The 22756-nt window shown below is 65.0% G+C and carries 26 protein-coding genes; 14 read left to right on the forward strand and 12 right to left on the reverse strand.

What is annotated here, in order from left to right; translation table 11 throughout:
* Positions 1–64 precede the first annotated feature (64 nt).
* The 8 genes from AAEO60_RS06750 to rpsD all read left to right on the forward strand — a co-directional run bounded on the left by AAEO60_RS06750 (position 65) and on the right by rpsD (position 6430).
* Complete coding sequence (locus tag AAEO60_RS06750) at positions 65–1939, forward strand: outer membrane protein assembly factor BamB family protein (RefSeq protein ID WP_341672887.1); 1875 nt, start codon at positions 65–67, stop codon at positions 1937–1939.
* Positions 1940–2008: 69 nt separating this feature from the next.
* Positions 2009–2443, forward strand: a complete 435-nt coding sequence (gene rpiB, locus AAEO60_RS06755; protein WP_341672888.1) for a ribose 5-phosphate isomerase B — start codon at positions 2009–2011, stop codon at positions 2441–2443.
* Between the two features lie 11 nt (positions 2444–2454).
* Positions 2455–3768, forward strand: a complete 1314-nt coding sequence (glyA, locus tag AAEO60_RS06760) for a serine hydroxymethyltransferase (RefSeq protein WP_341672889.1) — start codon at positions 2455–2457, stop codon at positions 3766–3768.
* A 3-nt stretch (positions 3769–3771) separates the two neighbouring features.
* A complete protein-coding gene (locus AAEO60_RS06765; protein ID WP_341672890.1) occupies positions 3772–4002 on the forward strand; it encodes a hypothetical protein in 231 nt (76 codons plus the stop codon).
* A gap of 23 nt (positions 4003–4025) precedes the next feature.
* Positions 4026–4496, forward strand: a complete 471-nt coding sequence (gene nrdR, locus AAEO60_RS06770) for a transcriptional regulator NrdR (RefSeq protein ID WP_341672891.1) — start codon at positions 4026–4028, stop codon at positions 4494–4496.
* Positions 4483–5220 carry an RNA methyltransferase gene (locus AAEO60_RS06775; protein WP_341672892.1) on the forward strand — a complete coding sequence of 246 codons (738 nt, stop codon included), beginning with the start codon at positions 4483–4485 and terminating at the stop codon, positions 5218–5220. The genes nrdR and AAEO60_RS06775 overlap by 14 nt, the downstream gene beginning before the upstream one ends.
* 87 nt (positions 5221–5307) lie before the next feature.
* Positions 5308–5643: a hypothetical protein gene (locus AAEO60_RS06780; protein ID WP_341672893.1), complete on the forward strand. Its 336-nt coding sequence runs from the start codon at positions 5308–5310 to the stop codon at positions 5641–5643.
* Positions 5644–5815: 172 nt separating this feature from the next.
* A complete protein-coding gene (gene rpsD, locus AAEO60_RS06785) occupies positions 5816–6430 on the forward strand; it encodes a 30S ribosomal protein S4 (protein ID WP_341672894.1) in 615 nt (204 codons plus the stop codon).
* 64 nt (positions 6431–6494) lie between these two features.
* Here rpsD and AAEO60_RS06790 read toward each other — a convergent pair whose 3' ends face one another.
* Genes AAEO60_RS06790 through AAEO60_RS06815 form a run of 6 tightly spaced genes read right to left on the reverse strand, consistent with a single transcriptional unit; the run spans position 6495 to position 13355 of the window.
* Positions 6495–7496, reverse strand: coding sequence for a c-type cytochrome (locus AAEO60_RS06790; RefSeq protein WP_341672895.1), 1002 nt, complete (start codon positions 7494–7496; stop codon positions 6495–6497).
* 42 nt (positions 7497–7538) lie between these two features.
* Positions 7539–9515, reverse strand: coding sequence for a S9 family peptidase (locus AAEO60_RS06795; protein WP_341672896.1), 1977 nt, complete (start codon positions 9513–9515; stop codon positions 7539–7541).
* A 30-nt stretch (positions 9516–9545) separates the two neighbouring features.
* A complete protein-coding gene (gene tgt, locus AAEO60_RS06800; RefSeq protein ID WP_341672897.1) occupies positions 9546–10685 on the reverse strand; it encodes a tRNA guanosine(34) transglycosylase Tgt in 1140 nt (379 codons plus the stop codon).
* On the reverse strand, positions 10675–11619 hold the full coding sequence (locus AAEO60_RS06805) for a DUF481 domain-containing protein (RefSeq protein ID WP_341672898.1): 945 nt from the start codon (positions 11617–11619) through the stop codon (positions 10675–10677). The genes tgt and AAEO60_RS06805 overlap by 11 nt, the downstream gene beginning before the upstream one ends.
* Positions 11620–11637: 18 nt before the next feature.
* Positions 11638–12411 carry an ABC transporter permease gene (locus AAEO60_RS06810; protein WP_341672899.1) on the reverse strand — a complete coding sequence of 258 codons (774 nt, stop codon included), beginning with the start codon at positions 12409–12411 and terminating at the stop codon, positions 11638–11640.
* Positions 12408–13355, reverse strand: a complete 948-nt coding sequence (locus AAEO60_RS06815) for an ABC transporter ATP-binding protein (RefSeq protein WP_341672900.1) — start codon at positions 13353–13355, stop codon at positions 12408–12410. The genes AAEO60_RS06810 and AAEO60_RS06815 overlap by 4 nt, the downstream gene beginning before the upstream one ends.
* A gap of 165 nt (positions 13356–13520) precedes the next feature.
* Between AAEO60_RS06815 and AAEO60_RS06820 the strand changes: the two genes are divergently transcribed.
* On the forward strand, positions 13521–13916 hold the full coding sequence (locus AAEO60_RS06820) for a cupin domain-containing protein (protein WP_341672901.1): 396 nt from the start codon (positions 13521–13523) through the stop codon (positions 13914–13916).
* Positions 13917–13919: 3 nt separating this feature from the next.
* On the opposite strand, the gene queA is transcribed toward AAEO60_RS06820, so the two are convergent.
* The 5 genes from queA to AAEO60_RS06845 form a co-directional block, all read right to left on the reverse strand.
* Positions 13920–14954, reverse strand: a complete 1035-nt coding sequence (gene queA, locus AAEO60_RS06825; RefSeq protein ID WP_341672902.1) for a tRNA preQ1(34) S-adenosylmethionine ribosyltransferase-isomerase QueA — start codon at positions 14952–14954, stop codon at positions 13920–13922.
* 20 nt (positions 14955–14974) lie between these two features.
* Entirely contained in the window at positions 14975–15682 is a 708-nt protein-coding gene (locus AAEO60_RS06830; RefSeq protein WP_341672903.1) for a peptidylprolyl isomerase, read from the reverse strand.
* Between the two features lie 84 nt (positions 15683–15766).
* Complete coding sequence (gene coaD / locus AAEO60_RS06835) at positions 15767–16279, reverse strand: pantetheine-phosphate adenylyltransferase (protein ID WP_341672904.1); 513 nt, start codon at positions 16277–16279, stop codon at positions 15767–15769.
* Positions 16279–17184 (reverse strand): polyprenyl synthetase family protein, encoded by a 906-nt coding sequence (locus AAEO60_RS06840; protein WP_341672905.1) that lies wholly within the window; start codon positions 17182–17184, stop codon positions 16279–16281. The genes coaD and AAEO60_RS06840 overlap by 1 nt, the downstream gene beginning before the upstream one ends.
* Before the next feature lie 6 nt (positions 17185–17190).
* Positions 17191–17439 carry an exodeoxyribonuclease VII small subunit gene (locus AAEO60_RS06845; RefSeq protein WP_341672906.1) on the reverse strand — a complete coding sequence of 83 codons (249 nt, stop codon included), beginning with the start codon at positions 17437–17439 and terminating at the stop codon, positions 17191–17193.
* A gap of 63 nt (positions 17440–17502) precedes the next feature.
* Between AAEO60_RS06845 and AAEO60_RS06850 the strand changes: the two genes are divergently transcribed.
* The 5 genes from AAEO60_RS06850 to AAEO60_RS06870 are packed head-to-tail and all read left to right on the forward strand — an operon-like array spanning position 17503 to position 21917.
* Positions 17503–17904, forward strand: coding sequence for a DUF2177 family protein (locus AAEO60_RS06850; protein ID WP_341672907.1), 402 nt, complete (start codon positions 17503–17505; stop codon positions 17902–17904).
* Positions 17905–17963: 59 nt separating this feature from the next.
* Entirely contained in the window at positions 17964–20198 is a 2235-nt protein-coding gene (purL, locus tag AAEO60_RS06855) for a phosphoribosylformylglycinamidine synthase subunit PurL (protein WP_341672908.1), read from the forward strand.
* On the forward strand, positions 20198–20608 hold the full coding sequence (locus AAEO60_RS06860) for a hypothetical protein (RefSeq protein WP_341672909.1): 411 nt from the start codon (positions 20198–20200) through the stop codon (positions 20606–20608). The genes purL and AAEO60_RS06860 overlap by 1 nt, the downstream gene beginning before the upstream one ends.
* Positions 20605–21291: a nitroreductase family protein gene (locus AAEO60_RS06865; protein ID WP_341672910.1), complete on the forward strand. Its 687-nt coding sequence runs from the start codon at positions 20605–20607 to the stop codon at positions 21289–21291. Before AAEO60_RS06860 ends, AAEO60_RS06865 begins: the two co-directional genes overlap by 4 nt.
* 26 nt (positions 21292–21317) lie before the next feature.
* Positions 21318–21917, forward strand: coding sequence for a ferric reductase-like transmembrane domain-containing protein (locus AAEO60_RS06870; protein WP_341672911.1), 600 nt, complete (start codon positions 21318–21320; stop codon positions 21915–21917).
* Here the strand turns inward: AAEO60_RS06870 and serB are convergent.
* Positions 21914–22738: a phosphoserine phosphatase SerB gene (gene serB / locus AAEO60_RS06875; protein ID WP_341672912.1), complete on the reverse strand. Its 825-nt coding sequence runs from the start codon at positions 22736–22738 to the stop codon at positions 21914–21916. The two genes, AAEO60_RS06870 and serB, sit on opposite strands and share 4 nt — an antisense overlap.
* Positions 22739–22756 lie beyond the last annotated feature (18 nt).

Here is a 22756-nt window from a genome sequence, read left to right on the forward strand (position 1 = left end):
ACCGATAGCCCGCCCTTAGGAACAGGCAAGTTCACAATGGAATTTGCGAACGCGACGAGGGGGAATGATGCGTAGGGTTATCCGGTTCCTGGCCATGCTGGCCGCTCTCTGCAGCACGTCAGCGGCACTCGCCCAAGGCGGCCCGGACCCGCTGGACGCCGCCACCCGCGCGCTGGGCACCGAGGTTTACGCCAGCAGCTGTGCTGCCTGCCACGATAACCCTGGCACCCATGCCCCCTCGGCGATGGCGCTCGGTGGACTCTCGCCTGAACGCGTGCTGCGCGTGCTCGAAAGCGGACGGATGCAGGCGCAAGCGGCTGCACTGTCCGACGAGGAACGCGCCGCGGTGGCGCAAGTTATCGCCAACCGTCCGCTTGGTCTGGCGGCGCAAACCCCTCCGTTGTTCCGCTGCGAGGGTGAAGCCGCGCAGTTCGACCGTGGCAGTCCGCCGCCCTTTGCGGGCTGGGGCCTCGACGCCGGCAATGCCCACGCGATCCCGAGCGAAGTGGCGGGTATGACCGCTGCCGATGCCGAACGCCTAACGCTGCGCTGGGCCTTCGCTTTTCCCGAGACGGTCGAAACCCGTTCGCAGCCGACCATCGCGGGCGGTGCCATCTATGTCGGCGGCGGCGACGGCACGCTATACGCGCTCGACCTCGAGACCGGCTGCACCCGCTGGACCTACCAGGCCGCTTCGAGCGTGCGCAGCGGCGTGGTGGTAAGCCCGTGGGACGCGGAGGATACCGATGCGCGCCCGCTGGTCTTTTTCGGTGACAGCCTCGGCTACGCCTACGCGCTCGACGCGGTGACAGGCGCGGAAGTCTGGGCGCGGCGCGTGGAGGGGCACGGCTTTGCCCTGCTAACCGGCACCCCGGCGCTCCACGGCGATACGCTGTTCGTTCCCGTTTCTTCGGGCGAGGAAGGCTCTGCGGCGATCCCGACCTACGAATGCTGCACCTTCCGCGGCTCGCTGCTGGCTCTCGACGCAATGACCGGGGAGACGCGCTGGCAGACATTCATGGTGGGCGAGCCGCACGTAAACGGGGCAAACGAACTTGGCGTTCCGACGCTGGGGCCTTCGGGCGTCGCCATCTGGTCCGCCCCGCTCGTAGATGCGGAGCGGGAAATGGTCTACGTCGCCACCGGGGACAACTACACCCAGCCCGCCACGCACCTGAGCGATGCCATCGTGGCGCTGGATATCACCACCGGCGCGATCCGTTGGGCAACGCAGGTCACACCCGGTGACGCCTGGAACGTGGCCTGCTGGCCCAACCCGGCCGGGACCGTAGGAGAAAACTGCCCCGAGGATGCCGGACCCGATGCAGATTTTGGAGCGGCTCCCGTGATGGCTCGCGGCGCGGACGGCCGCGAATACCTGCTGGCAGGGCAGAAATCGGGCGTCGCCTATGCCTTCGATCCGGACACCGGCGAACTGCTTTGGGAGACACGCGTGGGCCGTGGCGGTGTACTGGGCGGTGTGCACTTCGGTATCGCTGCCGCCGGCGGACGGCTCTATGTCCCGATCAACGACGGCCCGACCGACCCTGAGGCCGACCATCCCCGCAGCCCCGGCGTCTACGCGCTCGACGTCGCTACGGGTGAGCCGGTCTGGTCCGCACCCTCGCCCGATATCTGCGCGGGCCGCATGTTCTGCGAACCCGGCTACACCGCCGCGATCACCGCCACTCCGGACATGGTCGTGGCGGGCGCAGCCGACGGGCATGTGCGCATCCTTTCCGCCGAAACGGGCGAAGTCCTCTGGGATTTCGACACCGCGCGCGAGTTCACCAGTGTCAACGGCGCGACCGGCAATGGCGGCTCGATGAGCGGCGGGGCGGCACCGATCGTCTACGACGGCAATCTCATCGTCAGCTCGGGCTATGCCTTCCTCGGCAAGATGCCCGGAAACATGCTGCTCGTGTTCGGGACGGAATGAAGCCAGCCTAGTCGGGGACAAAGCCCTTTTGCAGTGGCATCGCAGCCGCTCCGTCCCTATGTGGGCGCCATGAAGATCGCCATAGCCTCCGACCACGCCGCCCTCGCCCTGAAATCCGAATTGCGCGAGTGGCTGATCGAACAGGGCCATGAGGTTGCAGACCTCGGCCCGGAATCTGCCGAAAGCGTCGACTATCCCGATTTTGGCTACCTGCTGGCCAGCGTTGTCGCCGAAGGAACCGTTGATCGCGGCGTGGCGCTGTGTGGTTCCGGCCTCGGCATTTCCATGGCCGCCAACCGCAACCCCGCAGTGCGTTGCGCGCTGGTTTCCGAACCTCTATCGGCCAGCCTCGCACGCGAACATAATGATGCCAACATCATCGCCATGGGCGCACGCCTCACCGGCAGCGACATGGCCAAGGCCTGCCTCGCTGCCTTCCTCGACACGGAATTCGCCGGTGGCCGCCACCAGCGCCGTGTCGACAAGCTGTCCAACCCGTCCTGAAAGTCCCCGTAATGTCCGCCAGCCAGTCCGCCAGTTCCGCCAACCCGCTTGACCGCTTCTGGAGCGAGGGCCTCGAGGAGGCCGATTCGCTGGTCTATGGCATCATCCGCAAGGAGCTGGGCCGCCAGCGCGACGGGATCGAGCTGATTGCGAGCGAGAACGTGGCCAGCCCCGCAGTGCTTGAAGCCACGGGCAGCGTCTTTACCAACAAGTATGCCGAGGGCTATCCGGGCAAGCGCTATTACGGCGGCTGCGAATTCGCGGACGAGCTGGAAACGCTCGCCATCGAACGCGCGAAGCAGCTGTTCGGCTGCAATTTCGCCAACGTCCAGCCCAATTCCGGCAGCCAGATGAACCAGGCGGTGTTCCTTGCCCTGCTCAATCCGGGCGACACCTTCATGGGGCTCGACCTCGCCAGCGGCGGCCACCTGACCCACGGTTCGCCCGTCAACATGAGCGGCAAGTGGTTCAACTGCGTGCCCTATGGCGTACGCCGCGACGACAGCCTCATCGACATGGAAGAGGTTCGCCGCCTTGCCCATGAGAACAAGCCCAAGCTGATAATCTGCGGCGGCACGGCCTATCCGCGCACCTGGGACTTTGCGGAATTCCGCAAGATCGCCGACGAAGTTGGCGCTTACCTGCTGGCGGACATCTCGCACTTCTCCGGCCTGGTGGTCGGCGGTGCCCACCCTTCGCCCTTCCCGCATGCCCACGTGGTGACCTCCACCACGCACAAGAGCCTGCGCGGCCCGCGTTCGGGCATCATCCTGTGGAACGACGAGGAACTGTCAAAGCCGCTCAACATGGCGGTTTTCCCCGGCATGCAGGGCGGCCCGCTGATGCACACCATCGCCGGCAAGGCCGTGGCCTTCGGCGAGGCGCTGCGCCCGGAATTCCGCTCCTACGCTGCCGCCATCGTCGAGAATGCCAAGGCGCTGGCCTCCAGCCTGCAGGAAGCCGGCATCACCATCGTTTCCGGCGGCACGGACAACCACCTGATGCTGGCCGACCTCACACCCAAGGACGTGACCGGCAAGGCGGCCGAAAAGGGTCTCGACCGCGCGCTGATCACCTGCAACAAGAACGCCATCCCGTTCGAGCCACGCTCGCCGTTTGTTACCAGCGGCGTGCGTCTCGGCACTCCGGCGGCAACCACACGCGGTTTCGGCCCGGCCGAATTCCGCAAGGTCGGCGCCCTGCTGGCGGAAGTTGTCGACGGCATGGCCCGCAACGGTGATGAAGGCGATGCACAGGTCGAAGAACGCGTCCGCCGCGAAGTTGGCGAACTGTGTGCCGCATTCCCTGTCTATCCCGGGAGGTAAGCCATGACTGATCCGCGCAGGAACGATGACAATATCGATCGCTTCATCCTCAAGGATGCGATGAATGAGGCCAAGGACATGGGCCGCAAAGGGATGCAGCATCCCTCGACCGCTCCGGTACTGACCGGGGCAGCCATCGGTGCTGTTGCCGGTGCCGTGCTGCCCGTGATCAGCTGGCCGGTGGGCCTGCTCGCAGGCGCCGGGTACATGCTCTACAAGCGGGTCCGTCCCTGACCTGTCATGTCCGGTAACACCCGATGAGATGCCCGTTCTGCGCGCATGATGACAGCCAGGTAAAGGATTCGCGCCCTACCGAAGACAACACGACGATCCGTCGTCGCCGCCAGTGCGAAGGCTGCGGCGCGCGGTTCACGACCTTCGAGCGCGTGCAGTTGCGCGAAGTGGCCGTGCTGAAATCGGGCGACCGGCGCGAAACCTTCGACCGCTCCAAGATCGAACAGTCGGTCTCGCTCGCCTGCCGCAAGCGCGGCGTCGACCAGGAACGCATCGACCAACTGGTATCGGGCATCCAGCGGCAGGTGGAAACGGCAGGCGAAAGCGAAGTCCCCTCCTCCCGCATCGGCGAAATGGTGATGGAAGGCCTGCGCCAGCTCGACAGCGTCGCCTATATCCGTTTCGCCAGCGTCTATCGCGACTTCTCCGAAGCACGCGATTTCGAGGAATTTGCCAGCACGGTGCAGCAGGCTGGTGGCAATGGCGCCGACTGACACGCCTTCCCCGGTCATCGTCCTTGTCCGCCCGCAGCTGGGCGAAAATATCGGCAAGGCGGCGCGGGCCATGCTCAACTTCGGCCTCACCGAACTGCGGATGGTCGCCCCGCGCGACGGCTGGCCCAATCCGTCTGCAGGTCCGGCCGCCGCAGGTGCCGACGTCGTGTTGGAAAGGGCCCAGGTTTTCGCAACCACTGCCGAGGCCGTGGCCGACTGCGCCCACGTCTACGCCACAACCGTGCGCAAGCGCGGCGTCACCAAGCCGGTCCAGACGCCCGAGGAGGCCGCGCGCGACATTCCCCGGCAGCCGGGTCGCAGCGCGATCCTGTTCGGGCCGGAACGATCCGGCTTGGAAACCGAGGACGTCGCCCTCGCCCGCACCATCATCACCGCGCCGATCAATCCGGAATTCGGCTCGCTCAACCTTGCCCAGGCCGTGATCCTCGTCGCCTACGAGCTGTCCAAGCACCGCGACCTGGTCATGCCAACCGAGGAAGAACTGCTTCCTCCCGCACCGCAGGACGAACTCGACGGACTGATCGGGCACCTAGAGAGCCTGCTGGAGCCGAAAGGCTATTTCCTCCCGGAAGGCCGCTCCGCAGCCACGCGGCGAACCCTGCGCGGCGTGCTGACCAAACCGGGCTGGAACCACCTGGAGGTGCGCACCCTGCGCGGCGTGCTGTCGTCGCTGGGACGATCCGACAGGGACGACCTGCCGTGAAGGCCTCCACGACAGGCTGATACAATTTATCCCTGAAAATCAGTGGCGGCCATGATATGGCTCGCGCCGGAAAGGGAGAAATGGATCATGAGATATCACGTGCTTGCCACGGCAGTACTGCTTGCTGGCAGTTCTGTCGCGCTGGCCCAGCAGGCAGAACCGGAGCAGCAGGAGCAGCAGCAGGCGGCCGCAGTTCCCTCTACCCAGGTGGAAGAGGAAGCCCCTGACGAGGATGACCTCGGCGAGGAAGTCGTTTGCCGCACCGAGCGCATCACGGGATCTCTCACCCGTCGCCGGCGCACCTGCATGACCCGCAACGAATGGGCCAACCTCGAACGCAATACCGCCGGTGGGGTCCGCGAGATGGGCCGGAACGCCTCGGGCGGCGCGGAATGCGTCCAAGACCAGTTTGGCGGCTGCTGAACACTTGACTTAACCGCGTGCAACGCTATTTGCGCGCCTTCGCTGAAATTGGCTCCGCACCCCGGTGAAGCGGTAGCCGCGCCTGACATTCCCGCAAGGGGCCGGTCAGGCGGTGCGATGCCGGGTTGAATGGCCATCGCTGGGATGGTCCGCGAATTGAAGGAAGTGACTTATGTCGAAGCGCACTCGCGCCAAGCACAAACTCGACCGCCGGATGGGCGAAAACATCTGGGGTCGTCCGAATTCCCCGGTCAACAAGCGTTCGTATGGCCCCGGCCAGCACGGCCAACGCCGCAAGGGCAAGATGTCCGACTTCGGCCTGCAGCTGCGCGCGAAGCAGAAGCTCAAGGGCTACTACGGCGACGTGACCGAAAAGCAGTTCCGCGCCACCTACAAGGACGCCACCCGCATGAAGGGTGACACCGGCCAGAACCTGATCGGCCTGCTCGAGCGTCGTCTCGACATGATCGTCTACCGCGCCAAGTTCGCTCCGACGATCTTCGCTGCGCGCCAGATCGTTTCGCACGGCCACATCAAGGTCAACGGCGTGAAGTGCAACATCGCCTCGCGTCGTTGCGATGTTGGCGACGTGATCTCGCTGGGCGACAAGGCCAAGGAAATGGCCCTGGTCATCGAAGCCCAGAGCCTGCCGGAACGGGACATCCCCGAGTACGTGGTTGTCGACGGCAACGACAAGGTCACCTTCTCGCGCGTTCCCTCGCTCGACGAAGTGCCCTACCCGGTGCAGATGGAACCGAACCTGGTGGTCGAGTTCTACTCGCGCTGATCCGGCAACGGACGACGAAATAAAAAAGGGGCGGTCCTCGCGGGCCGCCCTTTTTCGTTGGCGCCTAGCGCAGGCCGTCGCCGAGCAGGTCTCCGTTGATCACCTGCCCGTAATAGTCGCCCGAGGCATGGTGCGCCGCGCGCGTGGCCTCGATGCTGGTGCCTTGCTGGCGCGGATCGGGCGGACGTTCCTGGCTGTCGATATAGGCGGCGACATCCCAGGCCTGCTGGTCGGTCAGGCTCATGCCGTTGCCGAAGGGCATGTTGGCCTTGACGAAGCCTGCCGCATTGGACAGCCGCGCCATGCCTGCCCCCCAATTGTACGAATGATCGCCCCACAGCGGCGGGTAGGCATAGGTGCCGTCGGGGTTGGCTACCCCTGCCCCGTTCTCGCCATGGCAAAGGCTGCACTGCTCGGTATAGACCTGCGCGCCGCGCAACAGATCGGGCTCCTGCGCGGGGTCGGCAACATCGAGAAAGCCCCGCTCTGGCATCTCGACACCGGTCGGCGCGCCGGTCGCCAGGAAGGAAAAATAGGACATCAGGTCGCGGTAAATGTCGTGTCCGGCGGGCGGCGGCACACCGGCGGGCGAGGCTGACGCGTTCATCGAGTAGATGAAGCACCCCAAGATCCGGTCTTCCATCGTGTTGATGCGGTCATTCTTGCGCCGATATTCGGGGAACATGGCGGCGGCCGCCCACATCGGGGCAGAATTGGGATCGCGGCCGCCATCGAGGTGGCAATTGCTGCACGTCAGCCCGCTGCCGACATAGTTACTGGCGTGAATGCCCGTTTCTCGAAACAATGCCTCTCCGCGGCGGATTGAATCGCCTAGCGGGCCATCAGGAATGCTGGACATGGGCGGCGGCGTGAAACTCGCCGTGGTAACGGCAGGTGCCGCGGCCTCACCGGCCGCCTCGCCCGTCGGCGCAGTCGCCGGAGAGCCGAACAGGAACAGTACCCCCCAGACGGCCGAAAGGGCCGCGAAGAACACCACCAGCACCAGCAGCAGGCGCGTGTGCCCGCCGCTGTTCATGCCTGTCTCGTGGGGCTTCCGTTCTGCCATCGGCTACGACTCCATCCGCCGAGCAGATTGGCCCCTGGTGCCTTATTCGGCAAGATGCTCGGTCAGGAAGGTGTCTATGGCCAACAGCATGTTGCCGCGCACCTGGCCGTGATCGAGGTAGTGATCAAAGCCTTCGTATTCTACGTATTGCACCGTCCGGCCAGCCGCTTCCAGCCGGTCTTCCATGCGGCGGGACTGGAAATTGCCCACGTTCATGTCAGTCGTGCCGTGGAACAGCAGGACGGGCGCCTCGAATCGGTCAGCGTGGTTGGCCGGGCTGCCTTCCTCCACGTGCGGGCCATCGCCGACAAAGCGGCGAACGACTTGGTAATTGGTGTAATCGCGCGCTTCTTCCACCACCTGCTCAAGGTCAGTGACGGGGGCGATGGCGACCACGGCCTGGTAAAGCTGCGGATCGAGCACTTGCGACTGCAATGCGGCATAGCCACCATAGGACCAGCCGACGATGCCCAGGCGTTCGGGATCGGCAATGCCTTCGGACACCAGCCAGCGGCCGGCGTCGTTCACATCGCCGACGGCCACTTCCCACTGTTGGAAACCGTTGCGACCGAACCAAGCCTCGCCATAGCCGCTCGACCCGCGGAAATTGGGCTGGAGGACGGCGTAACCGCGGGCAGCGAAGAACTGCACCATCCAGTCGAAGCCCCAATAATCGCGCGCACCGGGGCCACCGTGCGGCATGACCACGGCGGGCATGGCGCCTTCGCTGTTCAGCGGCAGCGTGAGGTAGCCGGGTATCATGGTGCCGTCCGCCGCCGGGAATTCCACCGGCGTCATCGGGGCCATTTCCATGCCTTCCAGGTGATCGCGCGTCGGCAGCAAGGGCGACAGGGCATTGTTGGCGCGTTCGAGCAGGTAGTACATGCCGGGATCGACGTCGCTACCGGCATAGATCAGCAGCGTCTGCTCGTCCGAAGAAGCATCGACAATACTGATCAGAGGACTGCCTGGCAGGGCCGCCTGCAAGCGGCCAGCCAGGTTGCCGAGGTCCTCGTCCAGATAGGCAATCTGGCGCTTTTCGGTTGCGTAGGAGACGCCCACGACGCGCTGCTGGCGACCGATGCGCATCAAGCCATCCACGTCGACATCGTCGCGGGCCAGCACCAGTTCGCTGTCAGCGTTCTCGTCCAGGGTAACGCGGTACAGCGCGCGGTAGCCATCGAGGGTCTGGAAGCCATAGGCGACGTTCTCCTCCGCGCTGACGGCGACGGGGTTGAAGCCGGACAGGTCACCTGAAAAGGCATTCCAGCGGCTCGAATCCGGAGTACGGTAGAAATACAGGGTATCGCCCGTCAGCCGACCGGAGATATCGCGCGGGCGGCGCACCTTGACGCGAATCTCGCCGTGCTCGTCAGCGACGTAGCGAACTGCATATTCGTCAGGGTCTTCGACCGTGCGGCGGCGATTGCGAGTGACGTCGACCATCTCGACGCCCAGGCCCGACTCCTCGTTCGCAAGGCGCGTTCCGAGGCTGGATTCTTCAAGAAACTGGCGGGTCATCAGGATACGGTTTTCCTCGCCTTCGATATCGAGCGAAAGAACCGAACCCCCATCCTGCATCACGCCATACGACCGCAGCGAGCGGCTCGAGGTGAGCAGGTTCGGGTCAGACCCGTCAGTCGCCACCGACAACATCCGGGTGTAGTTGATAGGCACCCTTCCGTCGACGCGAGCATAGGCCACCAGTTCGCAGACCAGCCACACCTCGTTCGCCCAGTCGCACTGGGTCATCTCGGCATTGTCTTCGCTCAGGCTGGTAAGGGCGCGCGGTTCCCCCTCGCCATTCAGATCGACTACGTAGAGGATCTCGGTCGTGGCATTGTCCGAGGTGATATAGGCAATCTGCGTACCCGAAGGCGACAGGCTGATGTCCAGCACCGTGGGCCTTGCCCCGAAGCGGCCGGCAAGGTCTTCAGGGCTGCCGACCTGAGCCTGGACCGGACTGGCCACAGCAATGGCGAGAGTGGCAAATCCAAGTGACAAGGTGTTGTATTTCATGGTCCCTCCGTTTGAGGGCAAATCAACACATCACTTCCGCGAAAGATAGTCGTTCCGGAAACTATCCGCAAAATTCGCGAACTTGCCTGCCGCAATCGCGTCGCGCATGGCCTGCATCAGCTGCTGGTAGAACGACAGGTTGTGCTCGGTCAGCAGCATGGCACCCAGCATCTCGCCCGACTTGGTGAGGTGGTGCAGGTAGGCGCGGCTATACTTGCCGCAGGTCGGACAGGTGCAGCGCTCGTCGAGCGGTGCCGTGTCCTCCGCATGGCGGGCATTGCGCAGGTTCACCGGGCCGGTCCAGGTGAAGGCCTGCCCGTTGCGGCCCGAGCGGGTCGGCAGCACGCAGTCGAACATGTCCACCCCGCGCTCTACCGCGCCGACGAGGTCGTCGGGCTTGCCCACACCCATCAGGTAGCGCGGCGCGTCCTCGGGCAGCATGCCAGGCGCAAAGTCGAGCGTGGCGAACATGGCTTCCTGCCCCTCGCCCACGGCGAGGCCGCCGATGGCATAGCCGTCGAAGCCGATGGCGCGCAGGGCCTCGGCAGAACGGGCCCGCAGTCCTTGGTCGAGGGCCCCCTGCTGGATACCGAACAGTGCGCTTTGCGCCGCATGCTCGCCGCCTGCATCGAAGGCATCGCGGCTGCGCTTGGCCCAGCGCATCGACAGCTCCATGCTGGCCTCGATTTCCCCGATCGGACGGTCCGCGCGCGGACATTCATCGAAGGCCATCACGATATCAGAACCGAGCAGGCGCTGGATTTCCATCGAGCGCTCGGGCGTCAGCATGTGCTTCGAGCCGTCGATGTGGCTGCGGAAGGTCACGCCTTCCTCGGTCAGCTTGCGCAATTCGGCGAGGCTCATCACCTGGTAGCCGCCGCTGTCGGTCAGGATCGGCCGGTCCCACTGCATGAACTGGTGCAGGCCGCCGAGCCGCGCGACGCGTTCAGCGCCGGGGCGCAGCATCAGGTGGTAGGTATTGCCGAGGATGATATCCGCCCCCGTGGCACGCACGGTCTCGGGCTTCATCGCCTTCACCGTGGCCGCCGTCCCCACCGGCATGAAGGCAGGCGTGCGGATCGTTCCGCGCCGCATCTCGATCTGGCCGGTGCGCGCCTTCCCGTCAGTCGCACTGACCGAAAATCGGAAGCGGGGACGATCAGAAGCCATAGATCAGCGTGAACCGGGTGAGCGTATCGGTGCTGACAGCACCTGCAGCGGGATTGCTGTCATACTCGATGGACCACGCCAGACGGGCACGCAAGGCATCGGTGATGCTGGCTTCCAACCCGGTCGTGGCCGTAAGGCTGGTGTTCGAGCTGTCGATGATCACCAGTGCCTCCCCGCCCGTCTCGACGGTGGAGTTGGCGTCCTGCGTCAGCTTGATCGTGTCGGTGATATCCCAGTCGAAATCGAGGCCGGCCAGTGCGGCAAGGCGGCTGGTGCTGGTGCCGTCGTTGAATTCGGTGACGCGGTAGGCGGGGCCGGCCTTCACCGACAGCTCCATCGTGTCGGTGTCGATCACGCGGTAGCCGAGGCCGCTCGAAACCGAATAGCGCGCCGAATAGCCCTGGCGACTGTCGCGTTCGAACTGGGCAAGGCCGAAGGCGAACAGCCGTTCGTTGATCTGGTAACGCGGCTCGTAACTGGCGAGGAACTGCTCGCGCGACGTGGCACCGTCCTGTCGCCGGTAGTCGGCGGACAAGCGCAAGCGGTGCTCCCAGTCGATGCCTTGGCGTTGCAGGGAGAGAGCGGCGCTCAGGCCGATCTCGTCGGTATTGCCGGAGGACTGGAAGCCGCCGATCTGCCCTTCCCCGCTCCAGTTGTCGAACAGGCCTGCCTGGCGGATCGCTTCTTGCTCGGCTGCAGCCTCTGCTGCGGCAAGTTCGGCCTGCTCCGCCGTGTAGGCCGCAAAGATCGCGTCGATTTCAGCGACATCTTCGGGGAAGGCGGTGCGCGCGGAATTGACCACGGCCTCGACATCGTCGGCATCGCCATTGGCAATGGCGGCATCGATCATGGCGCGCGCGGCTTCGGGCAGCTGCGCGGCGGCCGGGCTGGCAGTCAGGGCGAAAGGGATGGCAAGCAAGGCAAGTTTCTTCATGCGCGCCCCGCTAGCCAATCATTCGCGCAACCGCCACCCTGTCCTAAAGATCCATGCGATTGCAGCCACGCAAAGCGCGACGAAGGCCAGCGTCATGCCGAAAGCCACGGCGATGGGCACGTCGGACTGGCCGGTAAAGGTCCAGCGCAGGCCGTTGACGAGGTAGAACACCGGATTCACCTGCACCAGCGTGCCCCAGGGCTCGCCCAGCATGTCGACCGAGTAGAAAGTGCCGCCCAGGAATGTCAGCGGGGTCAACACCAGCATGGGGATGATGGAGAGCTTTTCGAACCCGTCAGCCCACAGGCCGAGCAGGAAACCGAAAAGCGAGAAGGCCGCCGCCACCAGCACGATATAGCCCAGCGCCAGCAGCGGATGGGCAATCGAATAGTCGACGAACAGCGTGGCGGTGACGAGGATGATCGCCGAGATGATCAGCGACTTGAGTGCCGCCGCCCCGATGAAGCCGATCACGGTCTCGGCGACGCCTACCGGGGCCGACAGCAGCTCGTAGATCGCTCCGGTGAACTTGGGCATGTAGATGCCGAAGCTGGCATTGCTGGTGCTTTCTGCCAGCAGGGTCAGCATCAGCAGGCCGGGAACGATGAAGGCACCGTAGGGCACGCCGTTCACCTCGGCCATGCGGCTGCCTATGGCGGAGCCGAAAACGATGAAATAGAGGCTGGTGGTCAGTACCGGCGAGACGATCGAGCCGAAGGCCGTGCGGAAAAAGCGCAGCAGTTCGTTGCGCAGGATGGCATAGGCACCGCGCCAGTTCATGTAGCTGCTCATGCCGCCACCTCCTGCCGGTCTTCCAGCAGGCCGACAAAGATATCCTCCAGCGTGCTCTCGCGAGTCTCGATGCCGTTGAAGGCGATCTGCTGCTGCACCAGCAGGCAGGCCAGTTCGGCCACCTCGCGCTTGCCCGCGCCTGTGCCGTCACCGCCGCGATAGACGAGGCGCTTGCCTTCGTCCTCAAGGTGGACGGCATAACCGGACAAGGGTGCAGGCACCTCGGCAAGCGCGCTATCCAGCGTGAAGTGCGCCTCGGTGCTGCCCAGCTTCGCCATGATGGCATCCTTGTCGTCGACCAGCAGTATCTCGCCCTTGTTGATCACGCCCACCCGGTCGGCCATTTCCTGCGCTTCCTCGATATAATGGGTGGTGAGGATGATCGTCGTGCCGCGCGCGCGCAGGGCGTCGATCTGCCGCCACATGTCGCGCCGCAGTTCGACGTCGACGCCGGCAGTGGGTTCATCGAGGAAGAGCAGCTCCGGATCGTGGGCCAGCGCCTTGGCAATCATCACGCGGCGCTTCATGCCGCCCGACAGTTCGCGGATAGCCGCATCGCGCTTGTCCCACAGGCTGAGGCTCCTCAGCACTTCCTCGATCCGCGCTTCGTCGGGCGCGAGGCCGAACATGCCGCGCGAATAGCGGATCTGGCGGATCACCTTGTCGAACATGTCCGTGGCCAGTTCCTGCGGCACCAGGCCGATCCGGCTGCGCACCTCACGCCAGTGCTTGCGGGTGTCGAGCCCGAAGGCCTCGATCGTCCCGCCGGTGGCGTTCACCAGGCCGCACGTCGCGCCGATCAGCGTGGTCTTGCCTGCGCCATTGGGACCCAGCAACGCGAAGATCTCTCCGCGCCTGATGGTCAGGTCGACGCCTTTCAGCGCCTGGACGCCGCCCTTGTAGGTTTTTTCAAGGCCGCGAATGTCGAGAATCGGATCAGGCATCACGCATAATTCGGACGCAGAGGTGGGTTTTACAAGAGGACCTTTTCTTGATGCGGCTCAAGGCATTCGTTGGCTGGCGCTGCCAGAACGGCGCTTGTGCCGTGGTGCGGACTGCCCGCATAACGGCCTGGACCAATCCATCGACGTCTGAGAAGGAGCTGCACCATGAAGGGCTATTTCGATAACATCGAATCCGCGACCGAGAACAACGAGCTGTTCCGCAAGGTGCTCTACACCGGCCACAACCTGCAACTGGTGCTGATGACGATCCAGCCGGGCGAGGAAATCGGGGCCGAAGTCCACGACGACCGCGACCAGTTCTTCCGCTTCGAAGCGGGCGAAGGCGAAGTGACGGTCGACGACAATGTCTATGCGGTGAAAGCCGATGACGCCGTGATCGTGCCACAGGGAGCGCGGCACAATGTCCGCTGCACGGGTGACGAGCCGCTCAGGCTCTACACCATCTACGGACCGCCCGAGCACATCGACGGCACCGTGCACGCAACATGCGCCGACGCCGAAGCCGCGCACGAACACTTCGACGGCAAGACGACGGAGTAGCGCTCAGCCTTCGGGCAGAAGCAGGCTTGAATCGCCGTAGGAATAGAAGCGGTACCCCTGCGCGATGGCGTGGGCGTATACCGCCTGCATGCGTTCGCGCCCCATCAAGGCAGAGACCAGCATCATCAGCGTCGACTTGGGCAGGTGGAAATTGGTCATCAGGCCGTTCACCGCCTTGAAACGGTAGCCGGGGGTGATGAAGATCGACGTGTCGTCCGAAAAGGCACGGATCTTGCCATCATCGCCTGCCGCACTTTCGAGCAGGCGCAGGCTGGTGGTACCGACCGCAATAAGCCGCCCGCCCGCTTCGCGCGCCGCGTTGAGGCGGTCCGCAGTGTCGGCGTCAATGGTGCCCCATTCGGCATGCATCCGGTGGTCGTCGGTGTCATCCGCCTTCACCGGCAGGAAGGTGCCCGCCCCCACGTGCAGGGTGAGCGTCTCGCGCTGTACGCCCGCCGCGTCGAGCGCGGCGATCAGGCGATCGGTGAAGTGCAGCGCGGCGGTCGGCGCGGCCACGGCCCCGTCCCTCTGCGCGAACATGGTCTGGTAGTCTTCGCGGTCCTGTGCGTCGGTTTCGCGCTTGCCGGCGATATAGGGCGGCAGCGGCATGCGCCCTGCCCGTTCCAGCAGCACCTCGACCGGCTCGTCGCCCGCGAAAGCGAGCGTGAAGCTGCCGTCGGCGTGGCGTTGCTCGGCCACGGCGGTTACGTTCGCGCCGAATTCCACCGTGTCGCCTTCGCGCAGCCGCTTGGCGTTGCGGATGAAGGCCTGCCAGCGGCGCAGGTCCACGCGCTTGTGCAAGGTCGCGCCGATCCTGGCTTCCCCACGGTGGCCTTCGAGCTGGGCCGGGATCACGCGGGTGTCGTTGAACACCAGCACGTCACCAGCCCGCAGGTATTGCGGCAGGTCGAGCACGCCGCGGTCGGCAAAGGGTTTGTCCCCTTCCACCACCAGCATGCGCGCAGCATCGCGCGGCCGCGCAGGGCGCAGCGCGATCAGCTCTTGCGGCAGGTCGAAATCGAACAGGTCAACGCGCATGGCGTGACGCTATTCCGGCATCATTCGCCCTCGGGCGCGTTCAGCATGTCGAGCGTGATCCGCTCGGGCTGGGCCGGGGCGACATCGGCGGGCATCATCTGAGGAACGTCGTCGGCAGCGATGCTGGCCTGCAGGATGCGCGTCGGGTTGCTGGGCGGCTCGCCGCGCTGGATGGCGTCGACAGCAGCCATGTTCTGGATGACGCGGCCGAAGTTGGTGTAGCGGCGATCCAGCGCGAAACGCGGGTAGAAGACGATGAAGAACTGGCTGTTGGCGCTGTCCTCGGAATCGGCGCGGGCCATGGAAACGGTGCCGCGCACGTGGGGGAGGAAGTTGAACTCCTCTTCGAGGTCAGGCAGCGTCGAGCCGCCCTGGCCGGTCCCGGTCGGATCACCCGTCTGCGCCATGAAGCCGTCGATCACGCGGTGGAACGGCACGCCGTTGTAGAAGCCATTGCGCGCCAGCGTCTTGATCCGCTCGACATGGTTGGGCGCCCATTCGGGCACGAGGCGGATAGCCACGCGCTCACCCGTCGACAGGTCGAGCAGCAGGATGTTCTCGCGGTCTTCCTGCATGTCGAAGTTCACCCGCAGTGGCAGCACGCGGGCTTCGGCATTGGTGGCATCGGTGCTTTCGACCGCAGGCGACAGGTCAACGTCCTGTGCCATGGCAGGTGCGGAGATGAGGGTGAGAGCGGCAGCGGCCGACAACGCGATGTGGCGGATCATAATCCTGTCCAAGACTGATTGGTAAATATCGGTTGCGGCTCTATCGGGTGCGGCATGACAGTTCAATGAACATATGCACAGCTGTCACAAGTCGCCGCGCTGGCCGAGTTCAGCGACGCGGGCGACGACCTGCTCTTTCACCGCGGGGCTGACGAAGGGCGCGATGTCCCCGCCGTAGAGGGCGATTTCCTTCACCAGCTTGCTGGCGATCGGCTGCAAAGAGATGTCGGCCATCAGGAACACCGTCTCGATCGATGCATCGATCTGCTGGTTCATGCCCGCCATCTGGTATTCGTATTCGAAGTCGGCGACGGCCCGCAGTCCGCGAATGATGACGCCGGCACCGACATGACGCGCGAATTTCATCAGCAGGGCATCGAACCCGCGAATCTCGACATTGTCCAGGCCGAGCCGCGCGATTTCGCCATGCATCATGTCCATCCGCTCTTCGGGCGTGAACATAGGGTTCTTGCTGGGATTGGTGGTGACGCCGATCACCAGCCGGTCGACCAGCTTGGCCCCGCGCCGCAGGATATCGGCATGGCCGAGCGTGCAGGGGTCGAAAGTGCCGGGGTAAAGGCCGATGCGTTCAGTCATTAGCGATCCCGCTCCACGATGAAGCGCGCCAGTGCGCGCAGCAGGTCAGCCTCTGCACCGTGGTTCGACAGGTGGCCGATTGCCTGTTCCGACAGCGCATGCGCCTGTGCCCGCGCGGCATCGACGCCCATCAGTGAAACGAAGGTGGCCTTGCCCTGCTCTGCATCCTTGCGCAGCGCCTTGCCGGCCTTGGCCTCGTCGCCCTCTTCATCGAGCAGGTCATCGGCGATCTGGAAAGCCAGGCCGATGTCGCGGGCATAGTTGCGCAGGTGCGCCCTGCCGTCGGCCGGAACCTTGCCCAGGATGGCGCCCATTTCCACCGCCGCGCCCAGCAGGGCCCCGGTCTTCAGCTGCTGCAGGCGGGTTACGCCGTGGAGGTCGAACTCCTCCTTGTCGGCAGCCATGTCCATCACCTGTCCGCCCGCCATGCCGTTATGGCCGCTGGCCGTGGCGAGCGCGTGGACCAGTTCGGCGCGGATGAAGGGATCGTTGCTGACATGGGTTCCACCCAGCACCTCGAACGCCAGCGCATGGAGCGAATCGCCCGCCAGCACGGCGGTCGCTTCGTCGAACTTCTTGTGCAGGGTGGGCTTACCGTGGCGCATGTCGTCATCGTCCATGCACGGCAGGTCGTCATGGATCAGCGAATAGACGTGGATCGCCTCGATCGCGGAACCGGCGCGCACGGCGGCGTCGCGGCTGGCGCCATACATTTCCGCCACAGTGACCAGCAGCATGGGCCGCACGCGCTTGCCGCCGTCGATGGTGGCGTAGCGCATGGCTTCGACCAGCGGCGCGCGGGCGTCGTCCGGGATGGGAAGCAAGGCGTCAAAGGCGGCGTCGATCTCGCGCTGGACGCGCAGGAGGCCGGTGCCAAGGAGGTCGTCTGCCAGGACGAGGCCCATCGCGACCTACCCTGCGTCGAAGGGCGCAGTGCCCTGTGGTTTGCCGTCAGGACCGGCGACGATCTTCTCGATCCGCTCCTGCGCGGCGTCGAGCCGTGCCTGGCAATGACGCCGCAGTGCCTCGCCGCGTTCGTAAAGCGCGATGCTCTCGTCCAGCGGCACGTCGCCACCTTCCAGCCTGCGCACCACGTCTTCGAGGCTCCTGAGCGCCTCTTCAAAGCTCATTGCGGAAATATCGGGGCCGTTGTCTGCCATGGGCGGGACCATTGACGGTGGCAGGGCGCAGGGTCAAGCTGCGCTATAGCCGGGAGAGGCCCTATGAAGTGGATTATCGCCTATATTGCTGCGGCCGTCGCCTTCGGCGCGCTGGATGCCGTGTGGCTGCGCTGGGCAGCAGACAACCTCTATCGCCCCGTCATCGGCAGCATCATGGCGGAAGAATTCCGGATGGGCGCAGCGGCGGCCTTCTATGTCATCTACATCGCCGGGATGGTGTGGTTCGCAGTGAAGCCGGGCGTGACCTCGGGCAGCGTGTCCACCGCCCTGCTCAACGGCGCGCTGCTGGGCGGGCTGTGCTACGCCACCTTCGACCTCACCAGCCAGGCGGTGATGAAGGTCTGGGCAACTCATATCAGCATTGCCGACATCGCCTGGGGCATGTTCGCCACGGCGGTTGCCGCAGGGGTTTCCACATGGGTGACGCTGAAACTCACCGCATAAGGGGAAATTGACGCGGTCAGGACTAGCGGGGAAACGCCCTCCTCGCTAAGGCGCTCGCCATGAGCGAAATCACCCCTGAAATTGTCGAACAACACGGCCTGAGCACCGAGGAATACGAACGCGTCCTCCACGCGCTGGGTCGCGAGCCCAACCTGGTGGAACTGGGCATCTTCTCGGTCATGTGGTCGGAGCACTGCTCTTACAAGTCGAGCCGGCTGCACCTGAAGAAGCTGCCGACCGAAGCCCCGTGGGTAATTTGCGGACCGGGCGAGAACGCGGGCGTAATCGACATTGGCGACGGCCAGGCCGCCATTTTCAAGATGGAGAGCCACAACCACCCGTCGTATATCGAGCCCTACCAGGGCGCGGCGACCGGCGTCGGCGGTATCCTGCGCGACGTCTTCACCATGGGCGCGCGCCCGGTGGCGAACGCGAACGCACTGCGCTTCGGCCGTCCGGACCACCCGAAGATGAAGCACCTGGTGCAAGGCGTGGTCGCGGGCATCGGCGGCTACGGCAACTGCGTCGGCGTGCCGACCGTGGCGGGCGAGACCAACTTCAACGCGGCCTACGACGGCAACATCCTGGTCAACGCCATGACCGTGGGCGTCGCCGATGCTGACAAGATCTTCTACTCGGCCGCCACCGGCGTGGGTAACCCGATCGTCTATGTCGGCTCCAAGACCGGCCGCGACGGCATCCACGGCGCGACCATGGCCAGCGCCGATTTCGCCGAAGATGCCGAAGCCAAGCGCCCCACGGTGCAGGTGGGCGACCCCTTCACCGAAAAACTGCTGATCGAGGCCTGCCTCGAACTGATGGCCACCGACGCCATCGTCGCCATCCAGGACATGGGCGCAGCGGGCCTGACCTCGTCCAGCGTGGAAATGGCCACCAATGGCAAGGCCGGCATCCGTCTCGACATGGACAAGGTGCCTTGCCGCGAAGAGGGCATGACACCGTACGAAATGATGCTGAGCGAGAGCCAGGAGCGCATGCTCATGGTGCTCAAACCCGGCAAGGAAGAGATGGCAGCGGCCATCTTCGAGAAGTGGGAGTTGGACTTCGCGGTTATCGGCGAAGTCACCGATACGCGCCACATGGTGCTGGAATTCGGCGGCGAGGTGGTTTGCGACATTCCGCTCGGCCCGCTCGCGGCTGACGCTCCGCTCTACGATCGTCCGCACCTGTCGCGCGAGGAATACACCAAGTGGGCCGGCATCACGCCGATGCAGAACCGACCGGATACCGACGATGTCGGCGGCGACCTGCTGAAGCTGCTGGCCAGCCCCAACCTCGCCAGCAAGAGCTGGATCGCGCAGCAGTACGACAGCCAAGTGGGAGCCGATACGCTGCAGATCGGAGGCGATGCCGGTGTGGTGCGCGTGCACGGCACCAAGAAGGCGTTGGCGATCAGCACCGACTGCACGCCGCGCTACGTCTATGCCGACCCCTACGAGGGCGGCAAGCAGGCGATTGCCGAGGCCTACCGCAATCTTTGCGCCGTGGGCGCCCGGCCGCTGGCGGTGACCAACTGCCTCAACTTCGCAAATCCGCAGCGGCCCGAAATCATGGCGCAGTTAGTCCACGCGCTGGACGGCATGGGCACGGCCTGCCGCGTGCTCGACTTCCCGATCGTGTCGGGCAACGTGTCGCTCTACAACGAAAGCAAGGCTACCGGTGGCGGGTCTGCGATCCTTCCAACACCCGCCATCGGTGGTGTCGGTATCATTGACGACTATGACACGATGATGACAATGCCGTTCAAGGCGGCTGGCGAGACGATCTACCTGGTCGGTGCCGAAGCCTGGGCCACGCCCGATCCGGAACGCTCGCACCTCGGCAAGTCGCTGTGGCTCGACGTCGTGCATGGGCGCGACGAAGGCCGCGCCCCGCCCGTCGACCTGACGCTGGAGAAGTACGCGGGTGAAACCGTGCGTGAACTGATCGCGGCGGGCCTCGTCAGCGCGGTGCACGACGTGTCGGACGGCGGTATCGCCGTGGCACTCGCGGAAATGGCCATGGCCAGCGGCATCGGTGCCGAGGTCGAGGCAAATCCGCAGTACACGGCCGCCGCATGGTGGTTCGGCGAAGACCAGGGCCGCTACCTGATCTCCGTGCCGGACGTGGAAGCCTTCAACCGCCAGCTGGCCGAAGGCACCCGCGACGAAGACACCGCCCGCGTCGGCTTCCGCCGCCTAGGCACCACCGGCGGCGACAGCCTGCTGGGCGTGTCGATCACGGACCTGCGCAAGGCTCACGAGAGCTTCTTCAAGGACTGGATGGAGGGCTGATGCCCTCCGGCGCATATTCCGGCACCCCGCTCGCCAAGAAGCTCAACCTGCGCGACGGGCAGCGCGTCTGGTTCAGCCAGATGCCGGAAGGCGTGTTCGAGGAGATCGCCGAATATGCACTCGACATTACCCTGCTCGGCGCGCCCGAGCCGGGGATGGACGGGGCGCACATATTTGTAACCGAACGCGCGCGGCTGGCGAACTTGCTGGCGATGTTGCGCGAAACGATTGCACCCGATGGCCAGGTCTGGGTCAGCTGGCCCAAGATGGCCGCCAAGGTCGAAACCGACATTACCGAAGATGCCATCCGCGAAGTCTGCCTGCCCCTGGGGCTGGTCGACACCAAGGTATGCTCGGTGGATGACACCTGGTCCGGCCTCAAGCTCGTGATCCGCAAGGATCTGCGATGAGCGAGGCGCACCAGGCCTTCCCGCCACTGCCCCACTACACCGACAAGGAACGTGTGGAGCGCGCCCGCGCCGCTTTCGAGCGCCTGCACACCCGCCATTCGTGCCGCGCCTTCTCCGATGCGCCCGTCCCGCGCGAGGTGATCGAATATGCCATCCGCGCTGCCGGTTCGGCTCCGAACGGTGCCAACCACCAGCCATGGCACTTCGCCGTCATCGGTTCGGCAGACAAGAAACGCGCCATCCGCGAGGCCGCCGAGGCCGAAGAACGCCGCTTTTACGGCGAAGATGGCGACAAGCCCAAGGCGAGCGAGGAATGGCTGGGTGCCCTGGCCCCTATCGGCACCGATGCCTCCAAGCCCTTCCTCGAAACGGCCCCGTGGCTGATCGCCTGCTTCGCCCAGCGCACGGGCGGGATCGAGGAAGACGGGCAGACGCAGAACTATTACGTCAACGAAAGCGTCGGCATCGCCTGCGGCATGCTGATTTCGACGCTCCACGAGGCGGGTCTCGCCACACTTACACACACGCCGAGCCCCATGGGCTTCCTGCGCGACCTGTGCGGCAGGCCCAGCAACGAAAAGCCGCTGATGATCGTGGTTGTGGGCCACCCTGCCGCTGATGCGACAGTGCCCGAGCACGCGCTCAAGAAGAAACCGCTGGAGCAGATTTCCAGCTGGCTCTAGGCATGCCCCGGGGAAAGGGGCATTCCATGAACAAGACTTGGCCTATTGTGCTCGGACTACTGACGAGCGTGGCAGCGATGGTCGCGGGCCTGCTCACAGGCACCGACACGCTTGAGCAATGGCAACTGGCTGCTCGGTGGACGGCGCGCGCCTCGTTCCCGCTGTTCCTGATCCCCTTCATCGCCTCGGCGCTGGTTCGACTCTATCCCACTGGCTGGACCAGGGCGCTCATGCGCAACCGCCGGTGGTGGGGACTTGGATTCGCTGCCGCCTTCGGCATGCACCTCGCCTGCCTGCTGGTGAACCAGTGGCTGCGCGACAATTTCCCGCCGACCGGACCGGGCGATCCGGGATTCTACCTCTACCTGCTGCTGCTGGCGATGGTGCTGACCTCGACCGATACTGCCCGCAAACGCATGGGCCGCTGGTGGAAGGTGCTCCATCGGACCGGCATGTGGGGATTCTGGGTGGTCTTCGTGATCAGCGACTACCTCGCCGTGATCCATGGCGAATGGCCGGCGCAAAGCCCGCTCACCGATCCCTATTTCGTCGTCGGCATCGCGGCTGCGCTGTCAAAGCTGGCCGCCTGGCGGCGCGCCAAGCGTCGCAGGGGCCGGCTGTCCTAGGCCCCCACCCACTCCGTTTCGGGAATTTCGAGCAGCTTGAGCAGCGCCGTCAGGTCACCGCGTTCGACCCAGCCATTGGCCGCTTCGCGCGCCTTGGGCTTCGCGCGGTAGGCGATCCCGTAGTTGGCAGCCTCCAGCATGGGGATGTCATTGGCACCGTCGCCAGCGCCCATGCTCACGGCTTCCTCACCCAGCTTGGCCATTTCCTCGCGCAATACGGCGAGCTTGGTGGAGCTGTCGGCGATCGGGCCGTCGAGTCCGCCGGTGAGCTTGCCGCCGACCACTTCCAGCCGGTTGCCCACCACGCGGTCGAAACCCAGCATGGTGGCGACAACGTCAGCGAAGTGATGGAAGCCGCCGGTTACCAGCACAGAGCGGCAACCCCTGGCGCGCAGCGTCTCGACCAGCACCTTCGCGCCCTCGGTCGGGCGGATGCGTTCGTCGAGGCAGCGGTAGATTGCGTCTTCGTCCAGACCTTCGAGCAGCCCGACGCGCTCGCGCAGTGCAGACTCGAAGTCGAGTTCGCCCTGCATGGCGCGCTCGGTGATGGCAGCGACCTTTTCCTTCAGGCCCGCGAAGTCAGCCAGTTCGTCGATGCATTCCTGGCCGATCATGGTCGAATCCATGTCGGAGACGAACAGCTGCGGCAAGGTGATCACATTGCGCGCGATGATCGCGTCGCAGTCATCGAAGTGCCGGCGGATTGCTGCCTGCAAGCCAGCGAGATCGTCGCCCGGGCTTTCCAGCTGCAGAACGTCGCCGCAGAAGTCGAGCATGGCCGCATGGGCAATGGGCGTGGCGCTGTCCGCCAGCGCGGCCATCAATGCCTCCACCCGCCT

The organism is Aurantiacibacter gilvus (assembly GCF_038289935.1).
GTDB lineage: Bacteria > Pseudomonadota > Alphaproteobacteria > Sphingomonadales > Sphingomonadaceae > Alteraurantiacibacter > Alteraurantiacibacter gilvus.

Bases quoted from the DNA above. Each gene is read 5' to 3' on its own strand.
- AAEO60_RS06840 (WP_341672905.1), bottom strand. From the start codon at position 17,184: ATGGGCCTCGTCCTGGCAGACGACCTCCTTGGCACCGGCCTCCTGCGC.
- AAEO60_RS06850 (WP_341672907.1), top strand. From the start codon at position 17,503: ATGAAGTGGATTATCGCCTATATTGCTGCGGCCGTCGCCTTCGGCGCG.
- glyA (WP_341672889.1), top strand. From the start codon at position 2,455: ATGTCCGCCAGCCAGTCCGCCAGTTCCGCCAACCCGCTTGACCGCTTC.
- AAEO60_RS06750 (WP_341672887.1), top strand. From the start codon at position 65: ATGATGCGTAGGGTTATCCGGTTCCTGGCCATGCTGGCCGCTCTCTGC.
- AAEO60_RS06780 (WP_341672893.1), top strand. From the start codon at position 5,308: ATGAGATATCACGTGCTTGCCACGGCAGTACTGCTTGCTGGCAGTTCT.
- AAEO60_RS06815 (WP_341672900.1), bottom strand. From the start codon at position 13,355: ATGCCTGATCCGATTCTCGACATTCGCGGCCTTGAAAAAACCTACAAG.
- coaD (WP_341672904.1), bottom strand. From the start codon at position 16,279: ATGACTGAACGCATCGGCCTTTACCCCGGCACTTTCGACCCCTGCACG.
- AAEO60_RS06765 (WP_341672890.1), top strand. From the start codon at position 3,772: ATGACTGATCCGCGCAGGAACGATGACAATATCGATCGCTTCATCCTC.
- serB (WP_341672912.1), bottom strand. From the start codon at position 22,738: ATGGCCGCGCTGGCGGACAGCGCCACGCCCATTGCCCATGCGGCCATG.
- AAEO60_RS06805 (WP_341672898.1), bottom strand. From the start codon at position 11,619: ATGAAGAAACTTGCCTTGCTTGCCATCCCTTTCGCCCTGACTGCCAGC.
- rpiB (WP_341672888.1), top strand. From the start codon at position 2,009: ATGAAGATCGCCATAGCCTCCGACCACGCCGCCCTCGCCCTGAAATCC.
- AAEO60_RS06820 (WP_341672901.1), top strand. From the start codon at position 13,521: ATGAAGGGCTATTTCGATAACATCGAATCCGCGACCGAGAACAACGAG.
- AAEO60_RS06870 (WP_341672911.1), top strand. From the start codon at position 21,318: ATGAACAAGACTTGGCCTATTGTGCTCGGACTACTGACGAGCGTGGCA.
- purL (WP_341672908.1), top strand. From the start codon at position 17,964: ATGAGCGAAATCACCCCTGAAATTGTCGAACAACACGGCCTGAGCACC.
- queA (WP_341672902.1), bottom strand. From the start codon at position 14,954: ATGCGCGTTGACCTGTTCGATTTCGACCTGCCGCAAGAGCTGATCGCG.
- AAEO60_RS06795 (WP_341672896.1), bottom strand. From the start codon at position 9,515: ATGAAATACAACACCTTGTCACTTGGATTTGCCACTCTCGCCATTGCT.
- tgt (WP_341672897.1), bottom strand. From the start codon at position 10,685: ATGGCTTCTGATCGTCCCCGCTTCCGATTTTCGGTCAGTGCGACTGAC.
- AAEO60_RS06865 (WP_341672910.1), top strand. From the start codon at position 20,605: ATGAGCGAGGCGCACCAGGCCTTCCCGCCACTGCCCCACTACACCGAC.
- AAEO60_RS06790 (WP_341672895.1), bottom strand. From the start codon at position 7,496: ATGGCAGAACGGAAGCCCCACGAGACAGGCATGAACAGCGGCGGGCAC.
- AAEO60_RS06845 (WP_341672906.1), bottom strand. From the start codon at position 17,439: ATGGCAGACAACGGCCCCGATATTTCCGCAATGAGCTTTGAAGAGGCG.
- AAEO60_RS06810 (WP_341672899.1), bottom strand. From the start codon at position 12,411: ATGAGCAGCTACATGAACTGGCGCGGTGCCTATGCCATCCTGCGCAAC.
- AAEO60_RS06775 (WP_341672892.1), top strand. From the start codon at position 4,483: ATGGCGCCGACTGACACGCCTTCCCCGGTCATCGTCCTTGTCCGCCCG.
- nrdR (WP_341672891.1), top strand. From the start codon at position 4,026: ATGAGATGCCCGTTCTGCGCGCATGATGACAGCCAGGTAAAGGATTCG.
- rpsD (WP_341672894.1), top strand. From the start codon at position 5,816: ATGTCGAAGCGCACTCGCGCCAAGCACAAACTCGACCGCCGGATGGGC.
- AAEO60_RS06860 (WP_341672909.1), top strand. From the start codon at position 20,198: ATGCCCTCCGGCGCATATTCCGGCACCCCGCTCGCCAAGAAGCTCAAC.
- AAEO60_RS06830 (WP_341672903.1), bottom strand. From the start codon at position 15,682: ATGATCCGCCACATCGCGTTGTCGGCCGCTGCCGCTCTCACCCTCATC.